The organism is Pseudoclavibacter sp. 8L (assembly GCF_902506465.1).
Classification (GTDB): Bacteria; Actinomycetota; Actinomycetes; order Actinomycetales; family Microbacteriaceae; genus Pseudoclavibacter.
The window spans coordinates 1,342,671-1,368,630 of sequence record NZ_LR733186.1 but is presented as its reverse complement, the minus strand read 5'-3'; the positions used below and the strand labels follow the sequence as shown (position 1 = coordinate 1,368,630).

Annotated in this window: 25 protein-coding genes; 16 read left to right on the top strand and 9 right to left on the bottom strand. The window is 68.9% G+C overall.

From position 1 onward, the window contains the following. Window positions 1-97: 97 nt before the first annotated feature. Complete coding sequence (locus tag GV007_RS13075; protein ID WP_160073190.1) at window positions 98-640, bottom strand: AAA family ATPase; 543 nt, start codon at window positions 638-640, stop codon at window positions 98-100. Between the two features lie 315 nt (window positions 641-955). Between GV007_RS13075 and GV007_RS13070 the strand changes: the two genes are divergently transcribed. The 3 genes from GV007_RS13070 (at window position 956) to GV007_RS13060 (ending at window position 5,732) form a co-directional block, all read left to right on the top strand. Continuing rightward, window positions 956-2,200: an FAD-binding protein gene (locus GV007_RS13070; RefSeq protein WP_201297696.1), complete on the top strand. Its 1,245-nt coding sequence runs from the start codon at window positions 956-958 to the stop codon at window positions 2,198-2,200. 341 nt (window positions 2,201-2,541) lie between these two features. Continuing rightward, window positions 2,542-3,234: a TetR/AcrR family transcriptional regulator gene (locus tag GV007_RS13065; RefSeq protein WP_160073186.1), complete on the top strand. Its 693-nt coding sequence runs from the start codon at window positions 2,542-2,544 to the stop codon at window positions 3,232-3,234. Window positions 3,235-3,248: 14 nt separating this feature from the next. Then, window positions 3,249-5,732 (top strand): YhgE/Pip domain-containing protein, encoded by a 2,484-nt coding sequence (locus GV007_RS13060; RefSeq protein ID WP_160073184.1) that lies wholly within the window; start codon window positions 3,249-3,251, stop codon window positions 5,730-5,732. 735 nt (window positions 5,733-6,467) lie between these two features. Here the strand turns inward: GV007_RS13060 and GV007_RS13055 are convergent. Both GV007_RS13055 and GV007_RS13050 read right to left on the bottom strand, forming a co-directional pair. Continuing rightward, on the bottom strand, window positions 6,468-7,193 hold the full coding sequence (locus tag GV007_RS13055; RefSeq protein WP_160073182.1) for a GOLPH3/VPS74 family protein: 726 nt from the start codon (window positions 7,191-7,193) through the stop codon (window positions 6,468-6,470). Window positions 7,194-7,248: 55 nt separating this feature from the next. Further along, window positions 7,249-7,908 (bottom strand): helix-turn-helix domain-containing protein, encoded by a 660-nt coding sequence (locus tag GV007_RS13050; RefSeq protein ID WP_160073180.1) that lies wholly within the window; start codon window positions 7,906-7,908, stop codon window positions 7,249-7,251. Between the two features lie 93 nt (window positions 7,909-8,001). Between GV007_RS13050 and GV007_RS13045 the strand changes: the two genes are divergently transcribed. Together GV007_RS13045 and GV007_RS13040 are read left to right on the top strand one after the other, a co-directional pair. Beyond that, window positions 8,002-8,556 (top strand): hypothetical protein, encoded by a 555-nt coding sequence (locus GV007_RS13045; protein ID WP_160073178.1) that lies wholly within the window; start codon window positions 8,002-8,004, stop codon window positions 8,554-8,556. Next, window positions 8,553-9,086 carry a ferritin gene (locus GV007_RS13040; protein WP_104239975.1) on the top strand — a complete coding sequence of 178 codons (534 nt, stop codon included), beginning with the start codon at window positions 8,553-8,555 and terminating at the stop codon, window positions 9,084-9,086. The genes GV007_RS13045 and GV007_RS13040 overlap by 4 nt, the downstream gene beginning before the upstream one ends. A gap of 18 nt (window positions 9,087-9,104) precedes the next feature. On the opposite strand, the gene GV007_RS13035 is transcribed toward GV007_RS13040, so the two are convergent. Further along, a complete protein-coding gene (locus GV007_RS13035) occupies window positions 9,105-9,758 on the bottom strand; it encodes a class II aldolase/adducin family protein (protein WP_160073176.1) in 654 nt (217 codons plus the stop codon). Further along, a complete protein-coding gene (gene otnK / locus GV007_RS13030) occupies window positions 9,755-11,008 on the bottom strand; it encodes a 3-oxo-tetronate kinase (RefSeq protein WP_201297694.1) in 1,254 nt (417 codons plus the stop codon). The genes GV007_RS13035 and otnK overlap by 4 nt, the downstream gene beginning before the upstream one ends. Before the next feature lie 140 nt (window positions 11,009-11,148). Here otnK and GV007_RS13025 point away from each other — a divergent pair, with 140 nt between their 5' ends. From GV007_RS13025 to GV007_RS13010, 4 genes are read left to right on the top strand one after another with little or no spacing between them, the layout of a single operon-like run. After that, complete coding sequence (locus tag GV007_RS13025) at window positions 11,149-12,537, top strand: homoserine dehydrogenase (protein WP_160073172.1); 1,389 nt, start codon at window positions 11,149-11,151, stop codon at window positions 12,535-12,537. Continuing rightward, window positions 12,530-13,960, top strand: coding sequence for a GntP family permease (locus tag GV007_RS13020; protein WP_160073170.1), 1,431 nt, complete (start codon window positions 12,530-12,532; stop codon window positions 13,958-13,960). The genes GV007_RS13025 and GV007_RS13020 overlap by 8 nt, the downstream gene beginning before the upstream one ends. Before the next feature lie 7 nt (window positions 13,961-13,967). Continuing rightward, window positions 13,968-14,768 (top strand): DeoR/GlpR family DNA-binding transcription regulator, encoded by an 801-nt coding sequence (locus GV007_RS13015; protein ID WP_104297975.1) that lies wholly within the window; start codon window positions 13,968-13,970, stop codon window positions 14,766-14,768. Window positions 14,769-14,796: 28 nt separating this feature from the next. Continuing rightward, window positions 14,797-15,516, top strand: coding sequence for an NUDIX hydrolase (locus GV007_RS13010; RefSeq protein WP_160073168.1), 720 nt, complete (start codon window positions 14,797-14,799; stop codon window positions 15,514-15,516). A gap of 62 nt (window positions 15,517-15,578) precedes the next feature. On the opposite strand, the gene GV007_RS13005 is transcribed toward GV007_RS13010, so the two are convergent. Both GV007_RS13005 and GV007_RS13000 read right to left on the bottom strand, forming a co-directional pair. Next, window positions 15,579-16,559, bottom strand: coding sequence for a LacI family DNA-binding transcriptional regulator (locus GV007_RS13005; RefSeq protein ID WP_160073166.1), 981 nt, complete (start codon window positions 16,557-16,559; stop codon window positions 15,579-15,581). A gap of 86 nt (window positions 16,560-16,645) precedes the next feature. Then, window positions 16,646-17,881 (bottom strand): Gfo/Idh/MocA family protein, encoded by a 1,236-nt coding sequence (locus GV007_RS13000; RefSeq protein ID WP_160073164.1) that lies wholly within the window; start codon window positions 17,879-17,881, stop codon window positions 16,646-16,648. Window positions 17,882-18,106: 225 nt separating this feature from the next. Between GV007_RS13000 and GV007_RS12995 the strand changes: the two genes are divergently transcribed. The 3 genes from GV007_RS12995 to GV007_RS12985 all read left to right on the top strand — a co-directional run bounded on the left by GV007_RS12995 (window position 18,107) and on the right by GV007_RS12985 (window position 21,297). Further along, entirely contained in the window at window positions 18,107-19,363 is a 1,257-nt protein-coding gene (locus GV007_RS12995) for an ABC transporter substrate-binding protein (RefSeq protein ID WP_160073162.1), read from the top strand. A gap of 156 nt (window positions 19,364-19,519) precedes the next feature. After that, complete coding sequence (locus GV007_RS12990) at window positions 19,520-20,371, top strand: carbohydrate ABC transporter permease (RefSeq protein WP_201297692.1); 852 nt, start codon at window positions 19,520-19,522, stop codon at window positions 20,369-20,371. After that, window positions 20,368-21,297 (top strand): carbohydrate ABC transporter permease, encoded by a 930-nt coding sequence (locus GV007_RS12985; RefSeq protein ID WP_160073158.1) that lies wholly within the window; start codon window positions 20,368-20,370, stop codon window positions 21,295-21,297. The genes GV007_RS12990 and GV007_RS12985 overlap by 4 nt, the downstream gene beginning before the upstream one ends. Window positions 21,298-21,675: 378 nt before the next feature. On the opposite strand, the gene GV007_RS12980 is transcribed toward GV007_RS12985, so the two are convergent. Further along, complete coding sequence (locus GV007_RS12980; RefSeq protein WP_160073156.1) at window positions 21,676-22,512, bottom strand: exodeoxyribonuclease III; 837 nt, start codon at window positions 22,510-22,512, stop codon at window positions 21,676-21,678. A 67-nt stretch (window positions 22,513-22,579) separates the two neighbouring features. Here GV007_RS12980 and GV007_RS12975 point away from each other — a divergent pair, with 67 nt between their 5' ends. From GV007_RS12975 to GV007_RS12960, 4 genes are read left to right on the top strand one after another with little or no spacing between them, the layout of a single operon-like run. Next, window positions 22,580-23,284, top strand: a complete 705-nt coding sequence (locus GV007_RS12975; protein WP_160073154.1) for a hypothetical protein — start codon at window positions 22,580-22,582, stop codon at window positions 23,282-23,284. Next, window positions 23,281-23,586, top strand: coding sequence for a winged helix-turn-helix domain-containing protein (locus GV007_RS12970; protein WP_104239989.1), 306 nt, complete (start codon window positions 23,281-23,283; stop codon window positions 23,584-23,586). Before GV007_RS12975 ends, GV007_RS12970 begins: the two co-directional genes overlap by 4 nt. 1 nt (window position 23,587) lies before the next feature. Beyond that, window positions 23,588-24,553 carry an ABC transporter ATP-binding protein gene (locus GV007_RS12965; RefSeq protein WP_160073152.1) on the top strand — a complete coding sequence of 322 codons (966 nt, stop codon included), beginning with the start codon at window positions 23,588-23,590 and terminating at the stop codon, window positions 24,551-24,553. Window positions 24,554-24,558: 5 nt separating this feature from the next. After that, entirely contained in the window at window positions 24,559-25,311 is a 753-nt protein-coding gene (locus GV007_RS12960) for an ABC transporter permease (RefSeq protein WP_160073150.1), read from the top strand. A gap of 81 nt (window positions 25,312-25,392) precedes the next feature. Here the strand turns inward: GV007_RS12960 and GV007_RS12955 are convergent, their stop codons facing one another. Further along, a complete protein-coding gene (locus GV007_RS12955; protein ID WP_160073148.1) occupies window positions 25,393-25,956 on the bottom strand; it encodes a TetR/AcrR family transcriptional regulator in 564 nt (187 codons plus the stop codon). Window positions 25,957-25,960: the final 4 nt, after the last annotated feature.

Here is a 25,960-nt window from a genome sequence, read left to right as displayed (position 1 = left end):
GGGCCGGCCCTCGTCGCAGCCTGGCCGACTTCCGTGACGAGACCCCTGCATCCGGGCTTTGAAAGTCAGGATGCGGGGGCTTCGTCACGGAAGCTGGTCAGCGTTCGAGGCAGACCGCCTCGAGCTGAGCGAGGCGTTCGGCTCGGTCACCCGTGAGCTCCACGACGCGTGGGCTGCTGAGCTCCGGCTCGGCGGCGAGGTCCAGGAGCGCGTCGTTCATGGCATCCCGGAGTTCGAGGTCCTCGTCATCGCTCACCGAGATCTGGTCGCGGTAGGCGAGGGGGAGTAGGACCAGGAGATCCACCCGCTCGACCGTGTGCCGAGTGAGCGCTGCACCGTGCCCGATCGCCGCGCGCGAGCGCCCGGGCCTGCCGAGCGCCTCGAGCGCGTGCAGGTAGGCGAGGAAATCGAGCGGCCCGCGCTCCGCGATGACGTCAGTGCCTTCTGGCAGCTCGGCTAGGCGGTGGGCGGCGATGTCGAGCTGGCGGCTGAACAGGCCAGCGTCGAGGTCATCGAAGCGGTCGTCGAGGAGCTCCTCGAACGGATCGTGGAGGACACGGTATTGCGGATGCGAGGCCACGAAGTCGCCGATGAGCGTGCTCTTGCCGCTTGCGTGGGTTCCCGACACGACGATCCGCATGGCAGGCGAGCCTAGGTGGTGCGCGGCTTCACCGCCACGGGGTGGGCCCGGAGCTCGCGCTCGGCTGACCGACATCAGTGCGAAAACAGCGCGTTGTCGCTGTCCAGGGGCGAATCGGCGCGAAATCGCACTCATGTTGGTCAGGGGGGCGTGTTGCTCTGTTCGGATGGCGGGTTTCGTCGCGGAAGTCGGCCGGCGTCTGATCAACCCGCCCTGCCCCCGTATCGTGGTCGGCGGTGGAGCTTCGGGCCTGACGGACTGGTTCGGCTCCGCCGGGTGCATCCACTTCGCAACGTCGCAGAAAGCAGGACCGCAGTGACCTCCAACTGGGCCGGGAACATCACCTTCGAGGCGGAGCAGATCGCCACCCCCACGAGCACGGCCGAGGTCAGCGAGGTGGTGCGGGCCGCGGTGGCCGGCGGGCACTCGGTGCGCGCGCTCGGCAGCGGGCACTCCTTCAACCGGATAGCGGACACGGGCGGCGTGCAGGTCTCGACGCGGGGCCTGCGCAGCCCGCTCCGCATCGACGAGGACCGGCGGTGGGTCTCCATCGGAGCGGGCACCCGCTACGGGGAGCTCGCGATCGACCTCGCCGAGCATGGCCTGGCGCTCGCGAATCTCGCCTCCCTCCCGCACATCTCCATCGCGGGCGCGGTCGCCACGGGAACACACGGTTCCGGCAACACCAACCGGAGCCTCGCGGCCGCCGTCGCCGCCATCGAGTTCGTCGCCGGCGACGGGGACGTCGTCGTGCTCGAGCGGGGAGACGAGGGGTTCGACGGGGCCGTCGTGTCGCTTGGTGCCCTCGGCGTCGTCACGCGCATCCGCATCGACGTCGTGCCCCACTTCGAGGTGCGGCAGCGCGTCTTCGAGAACCTGCCCTTCGCGGCGCTGCTCGAGAACTTCGACGAGATCACGGGCGCCGGGTACAGCGTGAGCGCCTTCACGACGTGGGCGGAGCCCGAGCTCATCGACCAGGTGTGGGTGAAGCAGCTCGCGAGCGAGGTGGCCCTTGGCGACTTCTTCGGCGCAACGCCCGCCACCGAGGCGATGCACCCCATCCGCGGTGTCTCGGCCGTGGCCTGCAGCGAGCAGTTCGGCGTCGCCGGCCCCTGGTATGAGCGCCTGCCGCACTTCAAGCTCGAGTTCCAGCCCTCCAACGGTGCTGAGCTGCAGAGCGAGTACCTCATCCCGCGGCTTCGGGCGCAGGATGCGCTGCTCGCGCTCGCGGGCATCGCCGACCGCATCCGCCCCCACCTGCTGGTCAACGAGGTGCGGACGGTCGCGCGCGATTCGCTGTGGCTGAGCCCCATGCACGGCAACGATGTCGTCGGCCTGCACTTCACGTGGAAGCAGGACCCGGAGGTCGCCGAGCTGCTGCCGCTGCTCGACGAGATCTTCGCGCCGCTCGGCGGGCGCCCCCACTGGGGCAAGGTCTTCGACGAGCGCGTGAGGGCCTCGGAACTGTACCCGCGCTTCGCCGACTTCCGGAAGCTCGTCGACCGTTACGACCCCGACGGCGTCTTCGCGAACGACTTCACGCGGCGCGTGCTGCGGTAGGGCGGCGGCCCGCGCGCTGGCGGCCCGCGCGCTGGCGGCCCGCGCGCTGGCGGGCCGCGCGCTGGCGGTGCGCCGGGGCGGCTCGCCGCGACGCCTGACCAACTTCAGTGCAAATCGGCGGCGTTTCGAGGCCTCGCGCCCCAATCTGCAGGTTTCTGCACTGATGTTGGTCAGGCGGAGCGGGCATCGGGCGTCCGTCCCTCGTTCGACCCCGCTCTGCGCTGGGCCGGCCTCGCCCCGGCGGTCTCCGGCCTCGCCCCGGCCATCTCCGGCCTGGCCCTTGCGTTCTCACTTGATCGTGCTAATTTACATTTGTAAATTAGTTCCGATCGAGGAGTGCCGTGACCCAGGAAGATGCGAGGTTCGTCCGTTCGCGGGCGGCGCTCGTCGCAGCCGTCGTCGAACTGCTGGATGAGGGGACGGATGCGGCGCAGCTCAGCATCACCGACATCGTCGGCCGCGCGGGCGTGAGCCGCCCCACCTTCTACAAGCACTTCGACGACACCGCGGCCCTCATCCGTGAGGCCGCCCTCCGGCGTCTGCAGTCGGCGTTCGACCGCATCCCGAGCGTCGGCGACGACCCGTCGTGGCCGAGCTTCGTGCGGGGCACGCTCCGCGCCCTGCTCGGCGAGCTCGCCGCCGACGCGCCCTTCTACCGGGCGGCGCTCGAGAGCAGCTTCGGCCTCCTCACGGGCGACATCATCGCCTACCTCGCGACGCGACTGCTCGAGTCTTCGCCGCTCGGCCCCGTCATCCGCCGCCGCCACGGCCCGGACACCCCGCAGGATCGAGCCGAGTTCCTCGCGGCCGGCGCCATGTGGCATGTCACGAGGTGGCTGTTCGCCGCCGCTCAGGTCGCCGCCGAGGCCGAGGCCGATGCCCACGCCGCGACGACCACGGCTGCCGGCACGGCAGCGGATGCACGCGCATCCATCGACGAGCTCGTCGAACGCCTCTCCTCCCTGCTTCTCGCATCCTCCGGCGCGACTGTCGCCGAGCTTGACGCCCTCCGCGTCGAGCACGCTCGCTCATAGGACTCCCCACGCCCATGCGTTCCTTCTCCCTCCCCGACTTCGTGCGCACGCACCGGCGGACGCTCATCGTCATCGTCGGCATCATGCTCATCCCCCTCATCTACGCGGGCTCGCTGATCTGGTCGAACGAGGACCCGACGCACCGCCTCGACCACATCAACGCGGCGATCGTGAACAGCGACCAGGCCGCGACGCCCGCAACGACGACCGACGGCGATCCCGCCGAGCCCGTCGACCTCGGCGCGACGCTCACCGAGAAGCTCGTCGACAGCACCGAGTCGAACAACTTCAGCTGGCACGAGATGTCGGCGGAGGAGGCGCAGAGCGCGCTCGAGTCCGGCCAGGTGCTCGCCGTGCTCGACATTCCGGCAGGCTTCTCGGCGGCGGCCGTTTCGGCGGGCGGCGACGACCCGCTCGATGCGGCGATCGCCCGCCTCTCCATCACCACCAACGACGGCGCGAACATCATCGTCGGCAACATCGCGTCGACGGTCGGCACCACGGTCGCCGACGAGCTCGCCGCCGAGGTCTCCGACGAGTACCTCCGCAACGTCTACGTGGGCTTCACCGACATCCACGAGAGCGTCTCGGAGGCTGCCGACGGTGCGACCGAGCTCAACGACGGCGCCGAGCAGGCGCGCACGGGGTCCGGCGAGCTGGTGGTCGGTCTCGGGCAGTTGCGGGAAGGCGGCCTCGCGCTTGCCGACGGCAGCGCGACCCTCGCCGATGGGGCGACCCAGGTGGATGCGGGGGTGCAGCAGCTCAATACCGGCCTCGTCACCGCCAACTCGGGTGCCCAGCAGCTCAGCTCCGGCGCCGCGGATGCGAACACGGGCGCGCAGCAGCTCAGCGCGGGCGCGGCCAGCACGAACGGTGGCGCGCAGGAGCTCAGCACGGGGCTGAGCACGGCGAGCTCCGGCGCGCAGCTCCTCAGCGATGGACTCGCGGAACTGTCCACGGCTGCCACGGATCTGCCAGGCAAGGTCACCGCCCTCACATCCGGTGCCACGGCGCTCGACTCAGGGGCGACAGCTCTTGCCGGCGGAGTGGACACCGCCTTGACCGGAGCGGAGACGCTCAACGGCGGGGCGTCGCAGCTGGCGTCGAGCACCAGCGAGCTCTCGGGCGACGTCGACTCGCTGCTCTCGAGCTGGGACACGCTCTCGGACGAGCAGCGCAAGGAGCAGATCACGCAGCTCTCCGAATCCGCAGAAGCCGCAAACACGCAAGCTGCGGGGCTCAGCGCCGGCATGACGGGCCTGGTCGGCGACGCCGCGGCCGGTACGGGGCTCAGCTTCCTCCAGTCGAAGTCGACAGACCTCGCGGCCGGTGCAACCCAGCTCTCCGGATCCGTCGCGCCGCTCAGCGGCAAGGCCGACGAGCTCGTCGCGGCGATCTCGACGGCTTCGACGAAGTCCGCGGAACTCGCGGCTGGCACTTCGCAGCTCTCATCCGGCGCGTCGACCCTCGCGACGGGCACGCAGTCGCTTGCCGACGGTGCAGCCACGTTGGCGACGGGCACGCAATCCCTTGCGGATGGCGCATCCACGCTCGCGACGGGAACGCAGACGCTCTCAGCTGGTGCATCCACCCTCGCGCAGTCGACGCCGCAGCTCGCCTCCGGCGCGACGCAGCTCGAGCAGGGCGCGACGACGCTCGCCGACGGGACGGCCGACGCGGAGTCGGGCGGCACCGAGCTGAACGACGGCATCACGCAGCTCGCGGACGGCAGCAAGACCCTCGCCGACGGCCTCGACGACGGGGTCTCCGACATCCCCAGCTACACGGATGCGCAGGCCGACCACCTCGCCGGGGTCACGTCGACGCCCGTGGAGATCACGAAGACCCGCCTCAACGAGGTGCCGGCGTACGGATACGGTCTCGCGCCGTACTTCATGACGCTCGGCCTCTGGGTCGGCGCGCTCGCCTTCTACCTGATGTTCCCGCCCCTGAGGGAGCGGCTCGTGCTCGGCCGCCAGCCGGCGATCGTCGTGGCCCTGCGAAGCTTCGCTCCCGGTGCGATGCTCGGTGCGGCCCAGAGCCTCCTCATGCTCACGATCGTGCGGTTCGGTCTTGGCCTCGAGCCGGCAGACATGCCCGGGCTCGTCGCGCTCGCGCTGCTCACGAGCGTCACGTTCGTCGCCGTCAACCAGGCCTTCAACGCGCTGCTCGGCCCTCCCGGTCGATTCCTTGCGCTCATCATGATCGTGCTCCAGCTCTCTTCGGCCGGCGGCACCTACCCGGTCGAGACGGCGCCCGCGTTCTTCCAGCTGATCCACTCGTGGCTGCCGCTGAACTACGCGGTCACGGCGTTCCGCTCGCTCGTGGCCGGCGGGTCGATCGGCATCGGCGAGGCGTACGGGATGCTCACGGTCTGGCTCGTCGCCGCCCTCGCGCTGACGACCCTGTCGATCGCGCTCAGGCGGCGCCGGGAGCGGCTCAAGCCAGCGGTGGCGCCGGCGGCGGCTGGAATCTCGGAGCCGGTCGAGATCCGGTAGTTGTCGGCGGGCGCGCGTTTCGTGCGCTCTCCTGCCGTGTTCGGGATGGCTTTGACCCTTCGGGATGGCCTGCAACCCATCCCGAGGCGGGGAACCCACCCGGAGACTGCTCGCGGGGCTCGCCGGGGCCGCGGGGCGAGACCGCGGGGTTCGGTCGGGCGCGCGTTTCGTGGGCCCTCCTGCCGTGTTCGGGATGGCTTTGACGCTTCGGGATGGCCTGCAACCCATCCCGAGGCGGGGAACCCACCTGGAGACTGCTCGCGGAGTTCGCCGGGGCCGCGGGGCGAGACCGCGGGGTTCGGTCGGCCGCGCGTCTCGTGCGCTCTCCTACCGCGTTCGGGATGGCTTTGACGCTTCGGGATGGCCTGCAACCCATCCGGAGGCGGGGAACCCACCCGGAGACTGCTCGCGGAGTTCGCCGGGGCCGGTCGGGACCGCGGGGTTCGTGGGGCCAGTGGGGCGTGGGGCGAAGGGTTCGAGCGGACCTTGGCGGCTCAAGCCAGCGGTGGCGCCGGCGGCGGCCGCAATCTCGGAGCCGGTCGAGATCCGGTAGTTGTCGGCTGGCGCGCGTTTCGTGCGCTCTCCTGCCATGTTCGGGATGGCTTTGACGCTTCGGGATGGCTTGCAACCCATCCCGAGGCGTGGAACCCACCCGGAGACTGCTCGCGGGGCTCGCGGGGCTCGCGGGGTTCGCGGGGGCCGCGGGGCGAGACCGCGGCCCCGGGGCAGCCCGGGCTAGCTGTTCGCCGCGTTCGCGTTGGCGGCGACGCTCGCGGCGACGGCGGCGTTGATGGTGATCGCGTTCATGGTGCGCGCGACCGCCGAGCTCGCGGCGGCGGCACCCCAGTCGCCGGCCTCGAGGGCCTTCGCTCGGTTGATCACGTCGGTCTCCCACGGGAGCTCTCGGTGCAGGGTCGGCAGTGATCCGCTCGCGGAGAGCAGCGCCGCGAGTGCGGCGGTGCGGGCGTCGGGCTCGGCGCCGTCGATGAGCACGGCTTGGACTCGGCTCATGAGCTTCGCTCGTCGGCCCGTGTCGCCCAGGCTGAGGGTGGTCTTGGGGATGAACCCGAAGGTCTTGCCCTGCTCGCGGTGCAGGTCGCCGCGGAAGATGAGGCTCTCCAGCAGCTGGCCGCGCAGCTGGGGGCCGATGGACGCGAGCATGCCCTGCACCTCGCGCCGCTTTCCGTCGGAGTACTCCCACGCGGCCCGCAGGATCTCGTCGTCCGACACCGTCTCACCCACCGAGAGCACCAGGGTCCCGCGCATGCCGGCCTTCTCGATCGCGACCTGGTCGTTCAGGGCCAGCTCGGTGAGCACGGCACCGGCGAGCACGTAGAAGAGGGTGCCCTCGCCGCCGATCGTTCCGTCGTCTGGATTGAAGAGCAGGAGCAGCAGATCTTCTGCGAGCAGCGGCTGCGTTTCGTCGGGGCCGGTGGTCGGGATGTGGTCGAGCTGTTCCATGGTTCCCCCTGGCAGGTGCGCGAGTCGTCGTGCCGGCCAAGGTACCAGCCGAGGCTCAGCCCTCCGCGCGGTCTCCGTATGCCGTGACGGAGAGGAAACGCGCCGGGAGCTCGATGAGCTCCTCCGGACCGTGCGGGCCCTCGCCGTCGAACTGCAGGGTGTCGCCAGGGCCCATCTCGTAGCGCGCGTCCCCGTGCCCGTAGGCCATGCGGCCCTCGAGCATGTAGAGCAGCTCGGTGCCCGGATGCTGGAACAGGGGGAACACCTCGCTCGCCTCGGTCAGCGTCACGAGCACCGCCTCCATGCGCTTGTGCTGGCCGCGCAGAGCGCCGAGGAGTTCGTAGAGGTGGCCGGATCTGGAGCCGCGGCGCACGATCTGCGCCCCGTGGCCGGCCGGCACGTAGACGGCCTCCCTGTCGGAGTCGACGCCGCGGAAGAGGGCGGTGACGGGCACGTCGAGGCCGTGGGCGAGGCGGCCGAGCGTGGTGAGGCTGCAGGAGGTGAGGGCGTTTTCGATCTTCGAGAGCATGGCCTTGGAGATGCCGACCTTGTCGGCCATCTCGGCGACCGACATCCCGGTCGCGAGGCGGTACGCGCGCACCTGGATGGCGATGGCACGCTCGAGGTCGCCCGGCTGCGGGCCGACCGTGGCCGGGTCGACCTCGCGGTGCACGGAGCCCACGCCGATCTGGTCGTGGTCGTGTGCGTCGCTCATGCAGCCTCCGGGGTTCCGTTCAAGCCTAGCTTTCGCCGACCGGCCCGCCCGCGTCGTTTGGTGTTGGGCGTGCCTGGCTCTAGCGTTGCGGTCATGAGCGAGACGAGCGCTGGTGCCGACCGTGGCTGGGTCGTGCGCGCCGCGATCAGGGCGGTGCTGCTCGTCATCATCGCCGGGTACCTCGCGTACATGCTGCTGGTGTTCCCGAACGCGGCGGCCGGATCCGACGTCGATCGCGACTCCGCTGAGGGTGCGCGCCTCGCCGGCACGCTCATCCCGATCGCGTACGGGAGCATCGCGGCAGCGGTGGTGCTCGGCGTGTGGCTGGCGCTCGATGTGACGAGGGCCATCGCGCTGAGCCTGCGCCCGTCGCTGCTCTGGCTTGCCTCCGTCGCCGTCCTGGCTGCATCCGCCTGCGCAGCCCTGAGCGTGGCCGTCATCGTGAACAGTCTCGTCGCGGGCATCGGCGTGGATGCCGACCAGACCAGGTACTGGGGGAGCACGGGGGCGATCATCGGGGAAGCTTTCGTGCTGACCTGCCTGCCATTCGTGCTGGCGACCGGTGTCGCCCTACTCCTGAGGACGATTCGCGCCGCGACGAAACTTGACCGCCACGCGAAACCTGCCAGGAGTAGCGTTGCGGCGTGACTTCATCTACGTTCAATGACCTTCTGACCGCCCAGATCGGCAACGAGTTCTCGGCCTCGCAGCAGTACATCGCGATCGCCGTCTGGTTCGACAACCACGACCTCCCGCAGCTCGCGGCGCACTTCTACCAGCAGTCGGTCGAGGAGCGGAACCACGCGATGATGCTCGTGCAGTACCGCCTCGACCGCGACCTCGGCGTCACGATCCCCGGCGTCGCAGCGCCGAAGACCGAGTTCGCCGATGTGGTCGAGCCCATCGCGCTTGCCCTCGCGCAGGAGCAGGAGGTGACGTCGCAGATCGAGGCGCTGTTCCGTGCTGCGCGTGCTGACGGCGACGCGATCGGCGAGCAGGCGATGCTCTGGTTCCTGAAGGAGCAGGTCGAGGAGGTCGCCTCCATGTCGACGCTCGTCACGATCGCGAAGCGCGCCGGCGACAACCTGTTCGACATCGAGAACTTCATCGCCCGCGAGACCATCGGCGACAGCGGGCAGGATGCGGACGCGCCTGCGGCGGCCGGCGGCGCGCTGTAACAGCTAGCTCGGCCCGGGTCAGTCCCAGTTCCGCCCGTACTGCTGCGCGAGTTCCTGCGCCTGTGTCTGGGTGAGCTGGGCGACCCGGTGCCCTCGGGTGATGAGGGCTATCTTGCTGACCTCTTCGAGTTCGATCGCGGCCTGGATCGCGGCATCCATGGTGGCGCCGCTCGTCACTGGCCCGTGGTTCTGGATGAGCACGGCATCGAACGCGAAGTCGAGTGCGCGGATGCCGTCGGCCTGGTCGTGGTCGCCGGGGTGCGCGTAGGGCACAAGCGGGGTCTGCCCCACGCGCATGACGAAGTACGGGGTGAGCGGCGGGAGTGCCGACCTCGTGGTCCACGGGTCGAGCAGGGACACGGCGACTGCGTGCATGGAGTGCAGGTGGATGACGGCGTGCGTGTCCGGGTTGCGCTCGTAGAACGCGCGGTGCAGCGGATGCTCCTTCGACGGTCGCGGGCCGGCGAGGTGCGCCCCGTCCGCCAGGGAGACCTCGGAGAGGTGGTCGGCTTCGAGGCGACCGAGCTCCGTGCCGGTCGGGCTCATGAGCATCCGCTCGCCCAGTCGCATGGAGATGTTGCCTGAGGTGCCTGGGCTGAGTCCGAGGTCGGAGAGCCGGCGTCCGGCTTCGAGGAGCTCGGTGGCCTGGTCGAGGTGGGCGGTCGGGGTCACGCGAGCTCGTCCCAGGCCTCGACGAAGAACTCGGTGGAGCCGAAGTTCCCGGATTTGAGGGCCAGGTTGATCACGTGGTCGTCGGCGGTCGTCGCTCGGGCCCAACTCACGCCAGGGCAGATCGGCTGTCCCAGCTTGAGGCTGCTGATTCCGAGCTCGGTCACGATGCGGCCGGAGGTCTCGCCTCCTGCCGAGATGACCTCGACGGCGCCGGCGTCGATGAGCGCGGCTGCGGCTTCGGCGAGCGTGCGCTCGATGCGATCGGCGGCGTCGGCGTGTGCTGATGCGTCGTCGATGGCGAGGTCGTCGGGGGAGCCGGTCGCGTAGACGAGGACGGGTACGTCTGGGCGTTCCGCCCAGGATTCGCGGGCCCACCTGACGATGGACGCGATCTGCTCGGTGCCGGCGCGGGGATCGACCTGAAGGCTGAGGAATCCCGCCTTCTTGGCTGCCTGCACCTGCTCCTGGGTTCGCGTGGAGGCGCTGCCGCAGAGGATGACGCGGTTGCCTGCGAGCGCCGCGAGTCGGGGCGTCTCGGCTGCGCGTCGTTCGGGCACCGGGATGCCGAGCGCGAGCCCGGATCCGCCCGTGACGAACCTCAGCCCTGCGGCGGCGGCCGCGATGGTGGTGAGGTCGGCGTCCGTGACGGCGTCGATGACCACGGCGCTGGGAGACGAGGCGCGCTCGAGCGCCGCGCGTAGCGCATCCACGCCGTCGCGAACCGTCGCGAGTTCGATGAAGTCGACCGGGGTCTGCGCCTGACGGCTGAGCAGCAGGCGCACGTCGGATTCGGTCATGGGCGTCAGCGGGTGGTGGCGCATCGAGCTGTGCTCGAGCAGCTCGCCCCAGACGGAGAGCTGGCCGTCGCGCACGGTGCGCCCGTTGCCGGGGAACGATGGGACGACGATCGTCGTCGTGAGGTCGAGCTCGGCGAGCGTGGCGTCGATGACGGGGCCGATGTTGCCGTGCTCGGTCGAGTCGAAGGTCGAGCAGTACTTGAAGTACAGCTGGCGTGCGCCTGCCTCGCTCAGCCGGCGGAACGCATCCACGCTCTGACGGACAGCTGCGTCGGGGGCTGCGGTTCTCGTCTTGAGGGCGATGATGACCGCCTCGGTGTCGCTGGGGAGCTCGTGCAGCGCGGAGTCGGGCTCGGTGATGACAACTGCGTTCAGCCCCCGTGCCGCGAAGTTTCCGGCGAGGTCGACTGCTCCGGTGAAGTCGTCGGCCACGCAGCCGTGAAGAATCGTCAAGTTGGGTTCCCTCCTGCTGCAGCACTCGAACGAGACAGTGTGAATATCTGTGAGTGTTTGCACATGATCTGTGAATCCTTTATACATGATGTCAGCACGACGACCTGCCGGTCGTTGGCAACGACGCCAAACGGAGACCAATGAACATCGAGTATCTTCTCGCCGCGCATCGCGGGACCCGCGTGCAGTACGCGCTCACCGGGGCCAAAGGCGGATTCGCTCGCACCCTGCTCGCGCAGACCACGCAGATCGAGGACCTGCACGCCAGTGTGCTCTGCGACCTCGACCCGGAGGGTGCGCGTGCGCTCGCCCTCGAGGTCGGCTTCGCCGCCGAGTCCCTCGTCGTCTGCGGCACCCCAGGCGAGGTGCTCGAGGTCGTCGCGGCCGGCAAGACCGCCGTGGTCGCGAGTCGCGAGCTCCTGCTTCCCGAGGCCTTCGACATCCTCGTCGAGGCAACCGGGGACCCCGGGTTCGGCTACCGGGTGGCCGCGGATGCACTGCGAGCGTCGAGGCCGGTCGCCATGGTCTCGAAGGAGGTCGACTCGGTCGCTGGCATCGAGCTCGCCTCGATCGCCCGCGAGAACGACGTCGTCTACACGCCCGCGAGCGGAGACCAGCCCGCGAACCTCATCGCCCTGGTCTCCTGGGTGCGGACGCTCGGACTCGACATCGTTGCCATCGGCAAGTCCAGCGAGTACGACCTCGTCTTCGACCCGTCCGCAGGCACCGTCACCCACCTCGACAAGCAGATCCACGCACCGCAGCTCGGCGAGCACCTGACGCTCGGCGACGACATCCCCGCGACGCTGCGCGCTCGCGCCGAAGCCGTCGCGGCGCTCCCCACCGGCGCTACGGCGGACTACTGCGAGATGGCGGTCGTCGCCAACCACACCGGCTTCGTCGTCGACGACGAGCTCATGCACTACCCGGTGGCTCGCATCAGCGAGCTCGCCGACATCTACGCGCCGAAGTCCTCCGGCGGAGTGCTCGAGCGCACCGGCGTCGTCGAAGTGTTCTCCGTGCTGCGAACCCCGGATGAGGCATCGTTCGGGGGCGGCGTCTTCGTCGTCGTGCGCACCTACGACGCCCAGACCTGGGAGGTGCTGCGCGGCAAGGGCCACGTCGTCAGTCGCTCCGGCGAGTACGCCTGCATCTACCTGCCCTACCACTTCATGGGCGTCGAGACGCCGATGACACTGCTCCTCGCAGTGCACCTCGGGGCGCCGTACGGCAGTCCAGAGCCGACGAGGAGCATCCTCATGGCAGGGCGAGCGAAAGCGGACCTGGCCGCGGGGACGCTGCTCGAGATGGGCGGCCACCACCACGACGTGACCGGCGTGCAGGCAGTGCTGCTCGAGGCGGGATCCGAGTCTGCGAGGGTGGCCCCGCTCTACGTCGCGTCGCGCGCGACGCTCGCCCGGGACGTGCGTGCCGGCGAGCTCATCCTCATCGAGGACCTCGCCGATCATGACGCCGAGCTCCTCGCCGCGTGGGCTGGCGACGACGTCCGGGAGGGCAGCCATGTCTGACGTCTTCATCCTCCTCTCCTTCGCGTTCGCGATCGTGGGCCTCGTGCTCATGATCGGACGGTTCAAGGTGCATCCCGTGTTCGTGCTCTTCGTGGTGGTCGCCGTGCTGAGCCTCATGTTCGGGCAGGGCGGCGCCGGCACCGTGTCCCTCATCAACGAGGGCTTCGGGAACACGCTCGCGAACGTCGGCCTCCTCATCGTGTTCGGCTGCGTGCTCGGCAAGGCGCTCGAGATCAGCGGCGGGGCGCTGCGCATCACGCAGTCCGTCGAGAAGATGCTCGGAACGAAGCGCAAGATGCCATGGGGCATCGCCCTCGCCTCGACCATCATCGGCATCCCCCTGATCGCCGACACGACCGTCATCATGCTCATCCCGATCGTCTCCGCCATGGCCTACCGGTCGAAGGAGTCGATGATGAAGTTCGGCCCGATCCTCTACATCGGCGCCTACGTGATGACCTCGCTGGTCGTGCCAGGGGCCGGCCCCCTCGCCGCGGCGGGGGTCCTCGGCCTCGACTTCGGCGTGTCTATCATGTATGGACTGCTCGTCGGGCTGCCCGGCATCGCGGTCGCCACGTTCTACCTGACGCGCATCAAGACCTACGTCGCGCCCAAGGCGGAGTTCATCGAGTCGATCGCCAAGGCGGAGCAGGCAGAGCAGGAGCAGCGCGAAGGCGGCTCCGGCACCACGAAGACGCTCACCGCTCAGAACGGCGGCGTCGGCCGCACGCTCGCGCTCAGCCCGTTCACGGGGCTCCCCGTCCGACTCGGCTTCGCCCTGCTCCCCATCTACCTGCCGATCTCGCTCATCATGATCGACTCGCTGCTGGGGCCGACGCTTCCGGAGGGCTCGTTCATCCAGGAGCTCGTCGGCTTCGTCGGAGCGCCCATCATGGCGCTCGCGATCGGCGTGCTGTCGACCCTCCCCCTCTTCGGTGGCGCGTGGCGTCGCAAGGAGATCGTCAACGGCATGTTCGAGGACGGCCTGCGCACGGCCGCCATGCCGCTCGCCCTGACCGGAGTCGGCGGCGCGCTCGCCCTCCTCATCCGCGAGACCGGGGTGGCCGAGCGCATGTCGGTGGTCATCCAGGACGTCGGCATCCCGCCCCTCGTCGTGCCCTTCCTCGTCGCGGCGGCGATCTGCACGATCACGGGCTCGAACATCCTCGGGATGCTCACCGCGTCGGCGATCATGGCTCCCCTCATCGACGACCTCGGTGTGTCGGCGCTCGCGGTCTACCTCGCCTGCGGCACGGGCGCGCAGATCTTCAAGCACGCCAACTCGTCCGGGTTCTGGGTGACGACGACCCTGTCGAACATGACGGTCGGCCAGGGGATCAGGTCGATCGGCGTCGCCTCGATCATCTCGGGCGTGACGGGATTCGCTATCGTTCTCGTGCTGTACTACGCAGGACTGATCTAGAGGTCGCATGAGAAGCCACACCGAGGAGCCGCCGTTGATTCCGGACCAGCGACGTCAGAAGATCCTCGAGCTGCTGAGCGCTCACGAGGTGCTCAGCGTGCATCAGCTCACGGAGCTGCTCGGGGTGTCGCACATGACGGTACGCCGGGACATCGGGGAGCTCGTGAGCCAGGGTGTCGCCGCGGTGGTGCCCGGGGGAGTGCGTTCGGCGCGCTCCGTCGCGGTCGAGCCCAGCTTCGACGCGAAGGCGAGCTCGGAGCGGGCGCAGAAGGCGGCCATCGGCCTCGCCGCGGGGAAGCTGCTCCGCGACGACGGCGTCTACTACCTGGATGCGGGGACGACGACCTCGTCGTTGCTCCCCGCGATCCGGGCGCTGGCAGCGCCCACGGTGGTCACGAACGACTTCACGATCGTGAGCTCCCTCATCGGCGATGCTCACGTCGAGGTCGTGCACATCGGCGGCAAGCTCGACCACGCGAACCGCTCCAGCGTGGGGCACCTCGCGGCAGGCGTGCTGCGCCAGCTCGCAGTGGACATCGCGTTCGTGAGCGCCAGCTCGTGGGACGCTCAGCGTGGAGTCACCACGCCGAGCGCTGAGAAGGTGGATGTGAAGCTGGCTGCCATGGAGGTGGCGAGCAGCGCGGTGCTGCTGGCCACGAGCAGCAAGCTCGGCAGCTACTCGATCTACCGCGTCTGCGGGCTCGATCGGTTCTCGACCGTCATCACCGACGAGGGCATCTCCGAGGCCGACGCGGCGGCGGTGCGCGAGATCGGTGTCGAGCTCGTGACCGCCGCGGTGCAGGGCTGAGCCAGCGAGCGCCGCGTACGCTGAAGCCGTGCATCCTGAACCCGTGACGAAGGCGGCGCGAGCGCAGCTGACCGAGCTCGCCGAGTGCGCGGCTGCTGGGCGAGAGCCTGCCGTGCACCTGTCGCCCGTCGATGAGCGCCTCGTGCGCGTCTCCCGTTCGGCTGCGGTGCTCATTCTCTTCGGCGTCCTCGACTCGCTTCCCAGCGATCGCGACGCCCAGGCCGGCGCCGTCTCCCGTGACCTCGACGTGCTGCTGCTCGCGCGAGCTTCGACGCTGCGCTCGCACCCGGGCCAGGTCGCGTTCCCGGGTGGCCGGGTCGACGCGGAGGACAGGGACGCGGTTGCTGCCGCCCTGCGCGAGGCGGTGGAGGAGACGGGGCTCGACGCCGATGGCATCGACGTGCTCGGCCCCCTCGAGCCCGTGCCCCTCACCTACTCGCGGCATCTCGTGACGCCCGTGCTCGCCTGGTGGCGGCGTGCGTCCGAGGTCGGTGTCGTCGATGAGGCGGAATCGGCCGCCGTGTTCCGAGCCCCCGTCGCCGAGCTGCTGGACCCCATGAATCGAGGCACCACGGTGCTGCGCCGCGACGGCGAGGAGTGGCGTGGCCCGGCGTTCCTGGTGCGGAACGAATCTGGCGAGCACCTCGTCTGGGGCTTCACGGCGATGCTCCTCGACGGCATCTTCGACCGCCTCGGCTGGACCGAGCCCTGGGACGAGACGCGGGAGTTCGAGCTCCCCGACGCCTGAGTTCGCCACTCGCCCGAATCGAATCAGCGTGGCGCGAGGCCGCGACCGCTGAGCCGGCCGGCTCACTCGCAGCCGCAGGACCTCCGGATGACGAGCTCGCCCCGAGGCCGCTCGTCCGGGATGCTCCCGACGCCGAGCAGGCGGAAGACGGCCTGCTCGGCGAGCTCGGCGATGGGCTGGGCGAGCGTCGTGAGCCCCGGCCACGCGTACTCGGCGTCGTCCGTGCCGTCGAACGAGACGACGGCGACGTCGCCTGGCATGTCGACACCTGCCTCGTGGAGCGCCCGCATCGCGCCGATCGCAAGCTGGTCGGAGCTCATGAAGACCGCGTCGACCTGGGCGCTCGCGGCGGCGAGGTTGCGGCCGGCGAGGTACCCGGAGCGGCGTTCGAAGTCGGCAGGGAACACGAGCCCGGGCTCGAGGCCGGCGGAGGCGAGCTCGGTGGTCCACCCGCCGTAGCGGGCATCCTTCGTCGAGCCGACGAACGCGATCCTGCGGTAGCCGTGGTCGATGAGGTGTCGCGTGGCGTCGCGCGCGCCTTGCTCGAGGTCGACGCCGACACCCATGGTGCCTGCGATGGGGTGGGGGTTGTTGAGGGTGGCCCAGCGGATGCCGAGCGCGTTGAAGGCGGTGACCTCGTTCGGATGCACGATGGAGGCGACGAGGAAGCCGTCGACCTGCCGTGAGGCGAGGGACCGGGCGAGTGCGATGGCCCGGTTGTCGTCGTCGCGCGAGTTCACGACGAGCACGGCGTACCCCTCACGCGCCGCCACGTTCTCGACCTGCTGGCACAGCTCGGACCAGAAGGGATTCGTGGTGTCCGGCACGATGATGCCGATGAGCCGCGAGGAGCCCATCTTCAGCGCGCGGGCCGCGGCGTTCGGCGTGTAGCCGAGGATGCGTATCGATTCGCGCACGCGCGCCGCGGTCGCCGGCGCGACGGGGGCGCGGCCATTGAGGGTGTACGTGACGACGGCATCGCTGACACCTGCGTGGCGCGCAACGTCCCGGCGCGTGACCTTCCGGGGTGCACCTTCGGGCATCACTACTCCTCGTTCACTCGAGTCGATCTTACGGTCGATGCGGGCGCCCGGATCCTCGGGCGCCCGCATCTTCATCGCTCGCTCCGTCAGGCGTGTGCGGCGTCGGCGCTCACCGCACCGAGCGCCGCGGGTGCATCGCCGAAATCGTTGATCGGGAGCCGCTCTCCACCAGCCAGGGCTGAGCGGTGCGCGACGATGCCTGGCAGCGTGAAGCGCGCGGCGACCCAGGCGTTGACGGGCGGGAGGGTGCGGTTGTTGACGGCGGTGACGAAGTCGTCGACGAGGAAGTGGTGGCTGCCCTCGTGTCCGTTGTGGACGCCAGAGAACTCCGCGGGGAGCCGCGAGGTGTCGTGCACCTTCGAGTGTCCGGACACGAACGCGTCGCGCAGCGCGGGGGCGACGTGCGCGAGCGACGGGTCGTCGGCATCCGCGGTCGCATCCGTCGCGATCAGGTCGGAGACGTCCGTGACGCCTTGCTTGTCCTGCCACACGGCGACCTCGGCGAGCTGCTCGAAGCTGCCCTCCGTGCCGAAGTAGCGGAACCGGCTCTCGCGGATGTGCGAGGGGTAGCCGACGCGACGCATCTCGTTGATCCGCATGGCCCCGCCCTCGGAGAGCTCGAAGAGCGCCGTCGCGTTCGAGAAGTTGTTGTCGAACATGCTGATCTCGCGGTCGAAGACGCCGTCCTGGCGGTCGTCGACCACGCCGATGCAGCTCACGCTGGTGGCGTGGCCTGGGATGGCGCCGAGGACGCCGCCGATGGAGTGGGTCGGGTAGAGCATGGGCGGGTAGCTCGCCGTGCGCTTCCACTCGGCACCTCCCGAGTAGGCGTAGGCATCGTAGAAGCCCAGGTCCATGTCGTGGACGTAGTCGCCCTCGGCGTAGAAGATGCGCCCGAACTTCCCGTCGGCGAGCTGGTTGCGCGCGTAGATCGTCGCCGGGTTGTAGTAGCTGGTCTCACCCATCATGTAGGTGAGGCCGGTCTCGCGCACCGCCTCGATGATGGCGGCGATCTCGTCTTCCGAGATGGCCATGGGCACTGCCGAGTACACGTGCTTGCCTGACTGCAGCGCGCGGAGCACCAGCGGACCGTGTGTCCAGCGCTGGGTGAAGAGGGCGATCGCGTCGATCGAGTCGTCGGCGAGGAGGGCTTCGAAGCTCTCGGCGGTTCCGTCGAGCTCGGCGGATGCGTTGAGCGCCTCCGCGCGCTCGGACAGCACGTCGGTCACGAGGATCCGGTCGACACCGGGGTGGAGTTTGAAGAGGGTGGCGAACTGGCCGGCGAACTGACCGGCTCCAACGATTCCCAGGGACAGCGACATTGGTGACCTTTCAAGGTGACAGGAAAACCCTGGCTCCACCACGGTGGGGAGTCGGGCGAGGACCTCGAGCATCGCACGACTATTTACTCGCGTCAACACGATATATGTCTGTTTTATTGACCCTTGCGGATAGATATTTACTCGCATAAATTGTCGGCAGATAGCGATGGAGCCATCCGCGTCCTTGCGGTCGGCCGGATCCATCGCCCACACGAAGGAATGACAATGAAGTCTCGCGCTACCACCGTCGCGGCAGCCTCCGTCGCGGCGACGCTCCTCCTCGCCCTCACCGGTTGCAGTGGAGGCTCCGCCGAATCCGGCACCACCATCGAGTTCCAGACCAACGCCTCGGTCGACTCCAAGCTCATGATCGCCCTCGAGGAGGTGACTGCCGCCTTCGAAGAGGCCAACCCGGGCGTCACGGTCGACCTCGTCGCGCCCAGCTCGCAGTACGAGGCAGACATGAAGGTCAGGCTCGCAGCAGGCGACGCCCCGGACATCTTCGCCACCCACGGATGGTCGCTCCTCCGCTACAGCGAGTTCCTCGAGCCCCTCCAGAACGAGGCCTGGGCCGCCAACTTCAACCCAGCCCTCGACTCGGCCATGCGCAACGACGCCGGCGAGTTCTTCGCCCTCCCCATCGACACCGACGTCGCAGGCATCATCTACAACGCCGACGTGCTCACCGCGGCCGGCGTCGACCCCGCCTCCATCTCCACCTGGGACGACTTCGCCGAAGCCGCCGCGGCCGTCGACGCGAGCGGCGTCGCCCCGATCGCCGTGTCCGGCAAGGACGGCGGCCCGGCCGGCAACCTCACCGACTGGATCGTCGCCGGCGCATACACGCCCGAGCAGCTCGACGAGCTCAGCGCCGGTTCCTTCGTCGACGCGCCCTACGCGACGACGCTCGACCTCATCGACGGGTGGCGCACCTCCGGCTACTTCAACCCCGACTACTCCTCGGCGACCTCCGACGACGTGTCGCGCGCGCTCGCCGACGGCAACACCGCCTTCGTCTTCAGCCAGAACCAGGCAGCCAACAACGCCCTGCAGTACAACCCGGACGCCAACCTCGGCTTCATGCCCGTCCCCTCCCTCACAGGCGAAGACCCCTACCTGGTCGGCGGAGAGTTCAACGCCTTCGGCATCTCGAAGACAAGCGAGCACCTCGACGACGCGAAGGCCTACCTGGCGTTCCTCGCCCAGCCCGAGAACATCACCGTGCTCGCCGAATCCGTCGGCAACCTTCCCGGGCTCACCGACGCCTCGGCCGACCTCGGCCCGCTGCAGGAGTCGTTCGACACCCACGTCATCTCCGGCTCAGCGCCGCTCGTGCCGTACTTCGACCGCGTCTACCTGCCCAACGGCATGTGGAACACGATGGTGACCACCACCGACTCGATCATCACCGGCCAGTCGAGCGTCGACCAGGCCGTGACCCAGGTCGACGCCGACTTCACCAGCCTCTGGGGCCAGAGCTGAACGGCGAGCGGATGCTGAGAGGAGATCCCCATGAGCTCGCTTGACACTGCAACATCGCCACAGAAGCTGCCACCCAGAGCACCCAGAGCACCCAGAGCACCCAGGGCACCCAGGGCGCGGCGGAGCAGGGGGTCCTCCCCTCTGGCCGGAGCAGGGATGAACCTGCTCTACGTGCCGGCCCTCCTGCTGTTCGCCGTCTTCACCATCTACCCGCTCGTGACGGGCGCCGCCATCTCCTTCACGAACTGGAACGGGTACAGTGCCGACCGCAGCGACGTCGGCTTCGCGAACTACACCCGCCTCTTCCAGGATGAGACGTTCCGGCTCGTCCTCATCAACACGTTCATCTACGGCTTCGGGTCGACCATCATCCAGCAGGCCCTCGGGCTCGGGCTCGCCCTCGCCCTCGACCAGAAGGTGCGCGGCCGCAACCTGGCACGGGCGATCATCTACCTGCCGGTACTCGTCTCGCCCGTGGTCATGGGCACCATGTACTACCTGCTCTTCCAGTACAACAACGGCGCCTTCAACGACATCGTCGTCGGGCTCGGCGGCGAGCGCGTCGCCTGGCTCAGCGACTCCGGCGCCGCGATCGCGATCATCGTCCTCGTCAACTCGCTGCAGTTCGTTGGCGTCTCCATGATCATCTACCTCGCCGGGCTGCAATCGATCCCCACCGAGCTCTACGAGGCATCCACCCTCGATGGCGCCGGGTACTGGAAGCAGTTCTGGCACATCACGCTGCCCCTCCTGCAGCCGGCGTTCGCGACGAGCATCGTGCTCAACCTCATCGGCGGGCTGAAGCTCTTCGACGTCATCGTCGTGCTCACCGGCGGAGGCCCCGGCTACTCGACGAACTCGGTCTCGACGCTCATCGGCGTCGCCTACTTCGACAACCAGAGCGCCGGCTACGCCTCGGGCATGGGCATCGTGCTGTTCCTCGTGATCGTGCTCTTCACCCTCGGGCTCAACACCCTGCTCAATCGACGACGACTGGACCGCGCATGACTGCAACGACCGTGACCGAAGCGAAAGTGGAGCATCCAGCCCCACCGACCAAGCCGCCTCGCAGTGGTGGGCGTGCGCGCAGCACTGGCCGCCCGAAGCGAACGAGCCGCGCCACGGGGACGGCCCTCGGGCTCGGCGCCGTCCTCATCGTCGCCTCCGTCGTGCAGCTGCTCCCGTTCTTCATCGCCGTCACCACGGCGTTCAAGGAGCGCACCGACCGCTCCTCCCAATGGCTGTTCCCGACGACGGACATCTTCTTCGGCAACTTCGCCATCGCCGTCGAGAGCGGCAACATCCTGCGCGCCATCGGCAATAGCGTCATCGTCACCGGAGTCTCGACGGTGCTCGTGTGCGTGCTGGGAGCGCTGGCCGCGTATCCGCTCGCCCGACGCGCCTCGGCGCTCAACAGCATCGTCTCGTTCGGCATCCTCGGCCTCATCATGGTGCCGCCGCTGTCGATCCTCGTTCCGCTCTACACGCTGCTCAACCAGATGGGAGCGCTCAACACGTACTGGGGCGCGATCCTCGTCATGGTCACGCACCAGCTGCCGCTGAGCATCTTCCTCTACACGGCGTTCATGAGGTCGCTGCCGCAATCGGTGGAGGAAGCGGCGACCATCGACGGCGCGAACCGACTGCAGATCCTCTTCCTCGTCGTGTTCCCCATGCTCAAGCCGGTCACCGCGACCGTCGTCATCCTCACCGGCGTCGCCGTGTGGAACGAGTTCGCAATCTCTGGGTACATCCTCACCTCGCCCGAGATGCAGACCATCGCCCCCGCGATCGCCTCGTTCTTCTCGGTGCAGAGCAGCAACCTCCCGGCCGCCGCGGCGGCGTCGCTGCTCGCCGTCCTGCCCGTGTTCGTGGCCTATCTCTTCCTGCAGAAGTACTTCATCAAGGGCATGGTCGCCGGCTCGGAGAAGTAGCCAGCGTCTCGGGGTGGGGCCAGCATTTCGGGAGGGGCCAGCATCTCGGGATGGAAGAGTCGCTTCGTGCTGGGGAACTTCCCGCAACGAAGCGACCTTTCCATCCCGAGGTTGGCTCTAGAAGAGCAGCCGCGCCTCGGGGGCGGAGTCAGCGTCTCGGGAACGGAGCCAGCGCCTCGGGGTGGGGTCAGCGTCTCGGGATGGAAAAGTCGCTTCGTGCTGGGGAACTTCCCGCAACGAAGTGAGGTGTCCATCCCGAGGTTGGCTCTGGAGGAGCAGCCAGCGCCTCGGGGTGGGGTCAGCGTCTCGGGGTGGAAAAGTCGCTTCGTGCTGGGGAACTTCCCGCAACGAAGTGAGGTTTCCATCCCGGGGGCGGCTCTAGAAGATCATCGGGCGGTCGTCGTCGAGCGAGGTCTCGAGGTCGAGCTCCACGACGACGGGCACGTGGTCGCTCGGGCCGTCGCCCTTGCGCTCGTCGCGCTCGATGGATGCATCCACGACGAGGTCGTCGAACTCGGTGTTCCCGAGGATGAAGTCGATGCGCATGCCCTCGTTGCGGGGGAAGCGGAGCTGCTTGTAGTCCCAGTACGTGTAGCCCTCGACGCCACGCGAGCGGACGGTGTCGACGAAGCCGGCCTCGAGGAACGCCTCGAACGCTGCGCGCTCAGAGGCCGAGATGTGCGTCGAGTCGACGAACGCGGCGAGGTCCCACACATCGATGTCGAGGGGCGCGATGTTGAAGTCGCCCATGAGCGCCAGCGGGGTGTCCGGATGCGCCTGCCGCCACGTGGTCATGTCGGCGAGGAGCGCCTTCAGCCAGGCGAGCTTGTAGGTGTAGTGCTCGTGCGTGAGCTCGCGCCCGTTCGGCACGTAGAGCGACCAGAGGCGGAGGTCCTCGACGGTGACGCCGAGCGCGCGGGCCTCGAGGGGGAGCGTGCCCTCTGGGGTCGTCTTGCCGAAGCCGGGCATGTCGGCGAACGTGATCTCCGGGTCGCTCATGGGGAGGCGGCTCGCGAAGGCCACGCCGTTCCACTGGTTGAGGCCGTGGATCTCGAGCTCGTAGCCGGCCTCCTCGAACACCTCGCGAGGGAACTGCTCTGGCTTGCACTTGATCTCCTGCATCGCGAGCACATCGATGTCGGCCCGCACCATCCAGTCGATGACTCGGCCCGAGCGGGCCCGGATGGAGTTGACGTTCCAGGTGGCGATGCGCATGCGGTCAAGGCTATCGCCCAGGTCCCAGGGGTTGACGCAAACCAGTTTGTAACGCAAACTACTTTGCATGGAGACCAACGGAAGCTCGACCCCCGCAGGCATCACCCCGTCGCAGGACGAAGAGGCAGCCCTCGCGCCGAGCGAGATGCTGGCCCTCATGCGCGATCAGCAGCGCACCACGCGCACCCGCCTCGACCGGGCCCTCTACATCCTGCTCGCCACCTGGGCCGTCGCCTGGCTCGTCGGATTCCTCGCCCTCTGGAGTGCCGAGGACGGCGGGGGCAACCCGGTGCTGCGCATCCCGACCGCGACGGCGTTCATCGTCTTCGGGGTGCTCATGGTCATCGGCGTCATCGTCTCGGCGGTCTCCGGCATCTCCATGGGACGCGGGATGCGCGGCCGTAGCAACACCGCAGGCATGCTCTACGGCTTCTCCTGGTCGATCTCGATGATCGGCGCCTGGTTCTTCGCGGCGTCGCTCCTTCGCCAGGTGGACGATCCCGACCTCGCGCCGCTCCTCATGCCGGGCATGTTCGCCCTCACGATCGGCGTCCTCTACATGGCTGGCGCCGCCATGTCCCGGTCGAAGGCGCAGTTCGCGCTCGGCGCCGCAGTCGTCGCCCTCGTGGTCGTCGCGACGGCGCTCGGCGCACCCACGCACTACCTCGTCTACGGCACCGTGGGTCCGCTCATCTTCATCACGTTCATCGTGCTGCTGCGTACCGGCGTCATCTCGAGCGAGCCGACGCTGCGGGGCGAGGTGCCCGCATGAGCGACACGAGCATCGACCTCGACCCGATCATCCACGCCCCTGCTCGGCTGCGCATCATGACGACCCTCGCCGAGAGCCTCGACGACGGCGACGAGATGACCTTCTCGAAGCTCCGCAGCCTCCTCGACATGACTGCCGGGAACCTCACGACGCACCTCTCGAAGCTCGAGGACGCCGGCTACGTCGTCATCGACAAGGCCTTCGCCGGCCGCAAGCCCATCACGTATCTGACCATCAGCCCCGCCGGACGCGCAGCGTTTCGCAGCTACCGGACGGCGCTCCTGAAGCTCCTCGGAGGATGACATGGACGCACAGCCCACCCGCGAACAACGCACCACCACGCCGACGCGATCCATCGTCGAGGTCACCGACGTCGTGAAGCGCTTCGGCCAGCACGCGGCGCTCGACGGCGTCACCCTCGACGTCCGGGCGGGGGAGTGCGTGGGCCTCCTCGGCCCGAATGGGGCGGGCAAGACGACGCTGCTGTCCCTCCTGCTCGGCCTCCGCTCGCCCACGACCGGCACGGTTCGGCTCTTCGACGGCGACCCGCTCGACGTGCGCACCCGCACCCGCGTCGGCTCGACACCGCAGGCGAGCGCGCTGCCGGAGGCCCTCAAGGTCGGGGAGGTGCTCGACTACGTCGCCGCGCACTTCCCGAGACCCGCGGCCAGGGGAGGGCTGGTGGATGCGTTTGACCTCGGCCCCCTGCTCGGCAAGCAGTGCGGCTCGCTCTCTGGCGGGCAGCAGCGTCGGCTCGCCGTGGCCCTCGCCTTCGTCGGGGACCCGGAGCTCGTGCTCCTCGACGAGCCGACCACAGGCCTCGACGTCGACGCGAGGCGCAGCCTCTGGGACGCCCTCCGCGCCAAGCACCGCAGCGGCTGCGCGGTCATCGTCACGAGCCACCACCTGGAGGAGATCGAACAGCTTGCCGAGCGAGTCGTGGTCATCGACCACGGCACCGTCATCACCGACGGCAGCCTCGCCTCGGTTGTCGGCAGCGTCTCCCGGCGACGCGTCACGATGCGCGGCGTTGACATTGCGCGCATCCAGGCCATCGACGCCGACGCCCTCACCGAAGCCGTCGAGGGTTCGGCGCCCGGTGGGCGGACAGTGGATGCAGGGCTCGTGACGGCACTCGTCCGCGACTCGGACGCGTTCATCCGCTCGCTCGTCGCATCCGGTGCACCCTTCACGGACCTGACGGTTCGCGGAGCCACGCTCGAGGAGGCGTTCCTCGCCATGACGCAGAACGCCCAGAACAGGAGCTGAGGACCATGTCCACTGCAGGACTCATCGCCACGCACGTCAAGTACTCGCTCATCGAGACCGCACGCGTGCCCATCGCCGTGATCGGCTCGCTCGTCTTCCCGACGCTCGCGTTCTGCTTCTTCGTGCTGCCGCAGAGCGCCATCGTCGACGACCCGGCGTTCGCGACGCAGGCCACCGCGTCCATGATCGTCTTCGCATTCATGACCAACGGTCTCTTCAGCCTCGGCCTCGACCTAGCAGAGCAGCGGTCGAAGCCGTGGGTGCCCTACCTGCGCACGCTGCCCGGCAAGCCGTCGGCGCGCATCGCGGGTCTCGTGATCAGCACGCTGGTCATGGCGACGCTGGCGATCATCCCCCTGCTCATCGTCGGCGGACTGTTCACGGCCGCCGACCCGACCCCGATGCGCGTGCTGCTCGGACTCGTCGCCGTCGTGCTCACCGCGGTTCCCTCCGCCCTCATCGGCGCGATCGTGGGCACGACCGCCGGTCCGAAGGCCGCCATCGCGATCACGCAGGTGCTGATGTTCCTGCTCGCGTTCGGCGGGGGCCTGTTCCTGCCGCCCTTCCTGTTCCCTGACTGGCTCGACTCGGCGTCGAAGGTGCTGCCCGTCCGTCAGGCCCGCGAACTCGTCATCGCGACCGTCTCCGGCGGTGAGTTCCCCGTGTGGGCGCTGCTCGGCATCCTCGCCTGGACTGCGGTCCTCGGCTTCCTCGCCGTGTTCCTGTACAAGCGCGACGAGGGCCGCAAGTTCTCCTAGGGGGCCGTGGGGCCACCGGGCACTGGTCTGCAGGATGAGGTTGGGCCGGGAGGGTCCGCCTCCGCCTCCGCCTCCAGGAGTTCAGAGATCGTGTGCACGACGAGCTGTGTCGATGACGGTGTCGAACGCGTCGGGATCATTCAGGGCGCGGGCGAGGACGATGCCGCCCTGAATGGCAGCGACCAGTTGGAGCGCGTGCGAGCGGGGCTCCGGCGACCCTGCGGCGGCCAGGGCGGCAGTGAGCGAGTCGACCCAATCGGTGAAGTAGCCGCGCACGGCCTCATCGAACTGGTCGCGTTCGCGGCCGATGGCGAACGCGCCGGGGAGGCACGCGCGCCGACCGGAACGGAAGTAGTCCCGTACCTCGTCGATCATGGCGTGGATGCCCTGTCGCGCCTCCTCCGCGTTGGTGCTGGTGGCGCGCAGCGGCGTGAAGATGCGCTCGTCGAACCATGCCTGGATGTCGGCGAGGACTGCCGCCGCCATCTCTTCCTTGCCACCGGGAAAGAAGTGGTACAGGCTCCCGCGGCCGAGGCTGGTCGCGTCCTGGAGGATGGCCATGCTGGCCCCCTCGTATCCGTGCTCGCGGAACGCCTCCGTCAGGAGGGGGAGCACGGCCTCACGAGTCGTCGACGGCTTGGCCATGACG

Bases quoted from the DNA above. Each gene is read 5' to 3' on its own strand.
- GV007_RS13075 (WP_160073190.1), bottom strand. From the start codon at position 640: ATGCGGATCGTCGTGTCGGGAACCCACGCAAGCGGCAAGAGCACGCTC.
- GV007_RS13060 (WP_160073184.1), top strand. From the start codon at position 3,249: ATGCGTTCCTTCTCCCTCCCCGACTTCGTGCGCACGCACCGGCGGACG.
- GV007_RS13055 (WP_160073182.1), bottom strand. From the start codon at position 7,193: ATGGAACAGCTCGACCACATCCCGACCACCGGCCCCGACGAAACGCAG.
- GV007_RS13050 (WP_160073180.1), bottom strand. From the start codon at position 7,908: ATGAGCGACGCACACGACCACGACCAGATCGGCGTGGGCTCCGTGCAC.
- GV007_RS13045 (WP_160073178.1), top strand. From the start codon at position 8,002: ATGAGCGAGACGAGCGCTGGTGCCGACCGTGGCTGGGTCGTGCGCGCC.
- GV007_RS13025 (WP_160073172.1), top strand. From the start codon at position 11,149: ATGAACATCGAGTATCTTCTCGCCGCGCATCGCGGGACCCGCGTGCAG.
- GV007_RS13020 (WP_160073170.1), top strand. From the start codon at position 12,530: ATGTCTGACGTCTTCATCCTCCTCTCCTTCGCGTTCGCGATCGTGGGC.
- GV007_RS13015 (WP_104297975.1), top strand. From the start codon at position 13,968: ATGAGAAGCCACACCGAGGAGCCGCCGTTGATTCCGGACCAGCGACGT.
- GV007_RS13005 (WP_160073166.1), bottom strand. From the start codon at position 16,559: ATGCCCGAAGGTGCACCCCGGAAGGTCACGCGCCGGGACGTTGCGCGC.
- GV007_RS13000 (WP_160073164.1), bottom strand. From the start codon at position 17,881: ATGTCGCTGTCCCTGGGAATCGTTGGAGCCGGTCAGTTCGCCGGCCAG.
- GV007_RS12995 (WP_160073162.1), top strand. From the start codon at position 18,107: ATGAAGTCTCGCGCTACCACCGTCGCGGCAGCCTCCGTCGCGGCGACG.
- GV007_RS12990 (WP_201297692.1), top strand. From the start codon at position 19,520: ATGAACCTGCTCTACGTGCCGGCCCTCCTGCTGTTCGCCGTCTTCACC.
- GV007_RS12985 (WP_160073158.1), top strand. From the start codon at position 20,368: ATGACTGCAACGACCGTGACCGAAGCGAAAGTGGAGCATCCAGCCCCA.
- GV007_RS12980 (WP_160073156.1), bottom strand. From the start codon at position 22,512: ATGCGCATCGCCACCTGGAACGTCAACTCCATCCGGGCCCGCTCGGGC.
- GV007_RS12975 (WP_160073154.1), top strand. From the start codon at position 22,580: ATGGAGACCAACGGAAGCTCGACCCCCGCAGGCATCACCCCGTCGCAG.
- GV007_RS12970 (WP_104239989.1), top strand. From the start codon at position 23,281: ATGAGCGACACGAGCATCGACCTCGACCCGATCATCCACGCCCCTGCT.
- GV007_RS12965 (WP_160073152.1), top strand. From the start codon at position 23,588: ATGGACGCACAGCCCACCCGCGAACAACGCACCACCACGCCGACGCGA.
- GV007_RS12960 (WP_160073150.1), top strand. From the start codon at position 24,559: ATGTCCACTGCAGGACTCATCGCCACGCACGTCAAGTACTCGCTCATC.
- GV007_RS12955 (WP_160073148.1), bottom strand. From the start codon at position 25,956: ATGGCCAAGCCGTCGACGACTCGTGAGGCCGTGCTCCCCCTCCTGACG.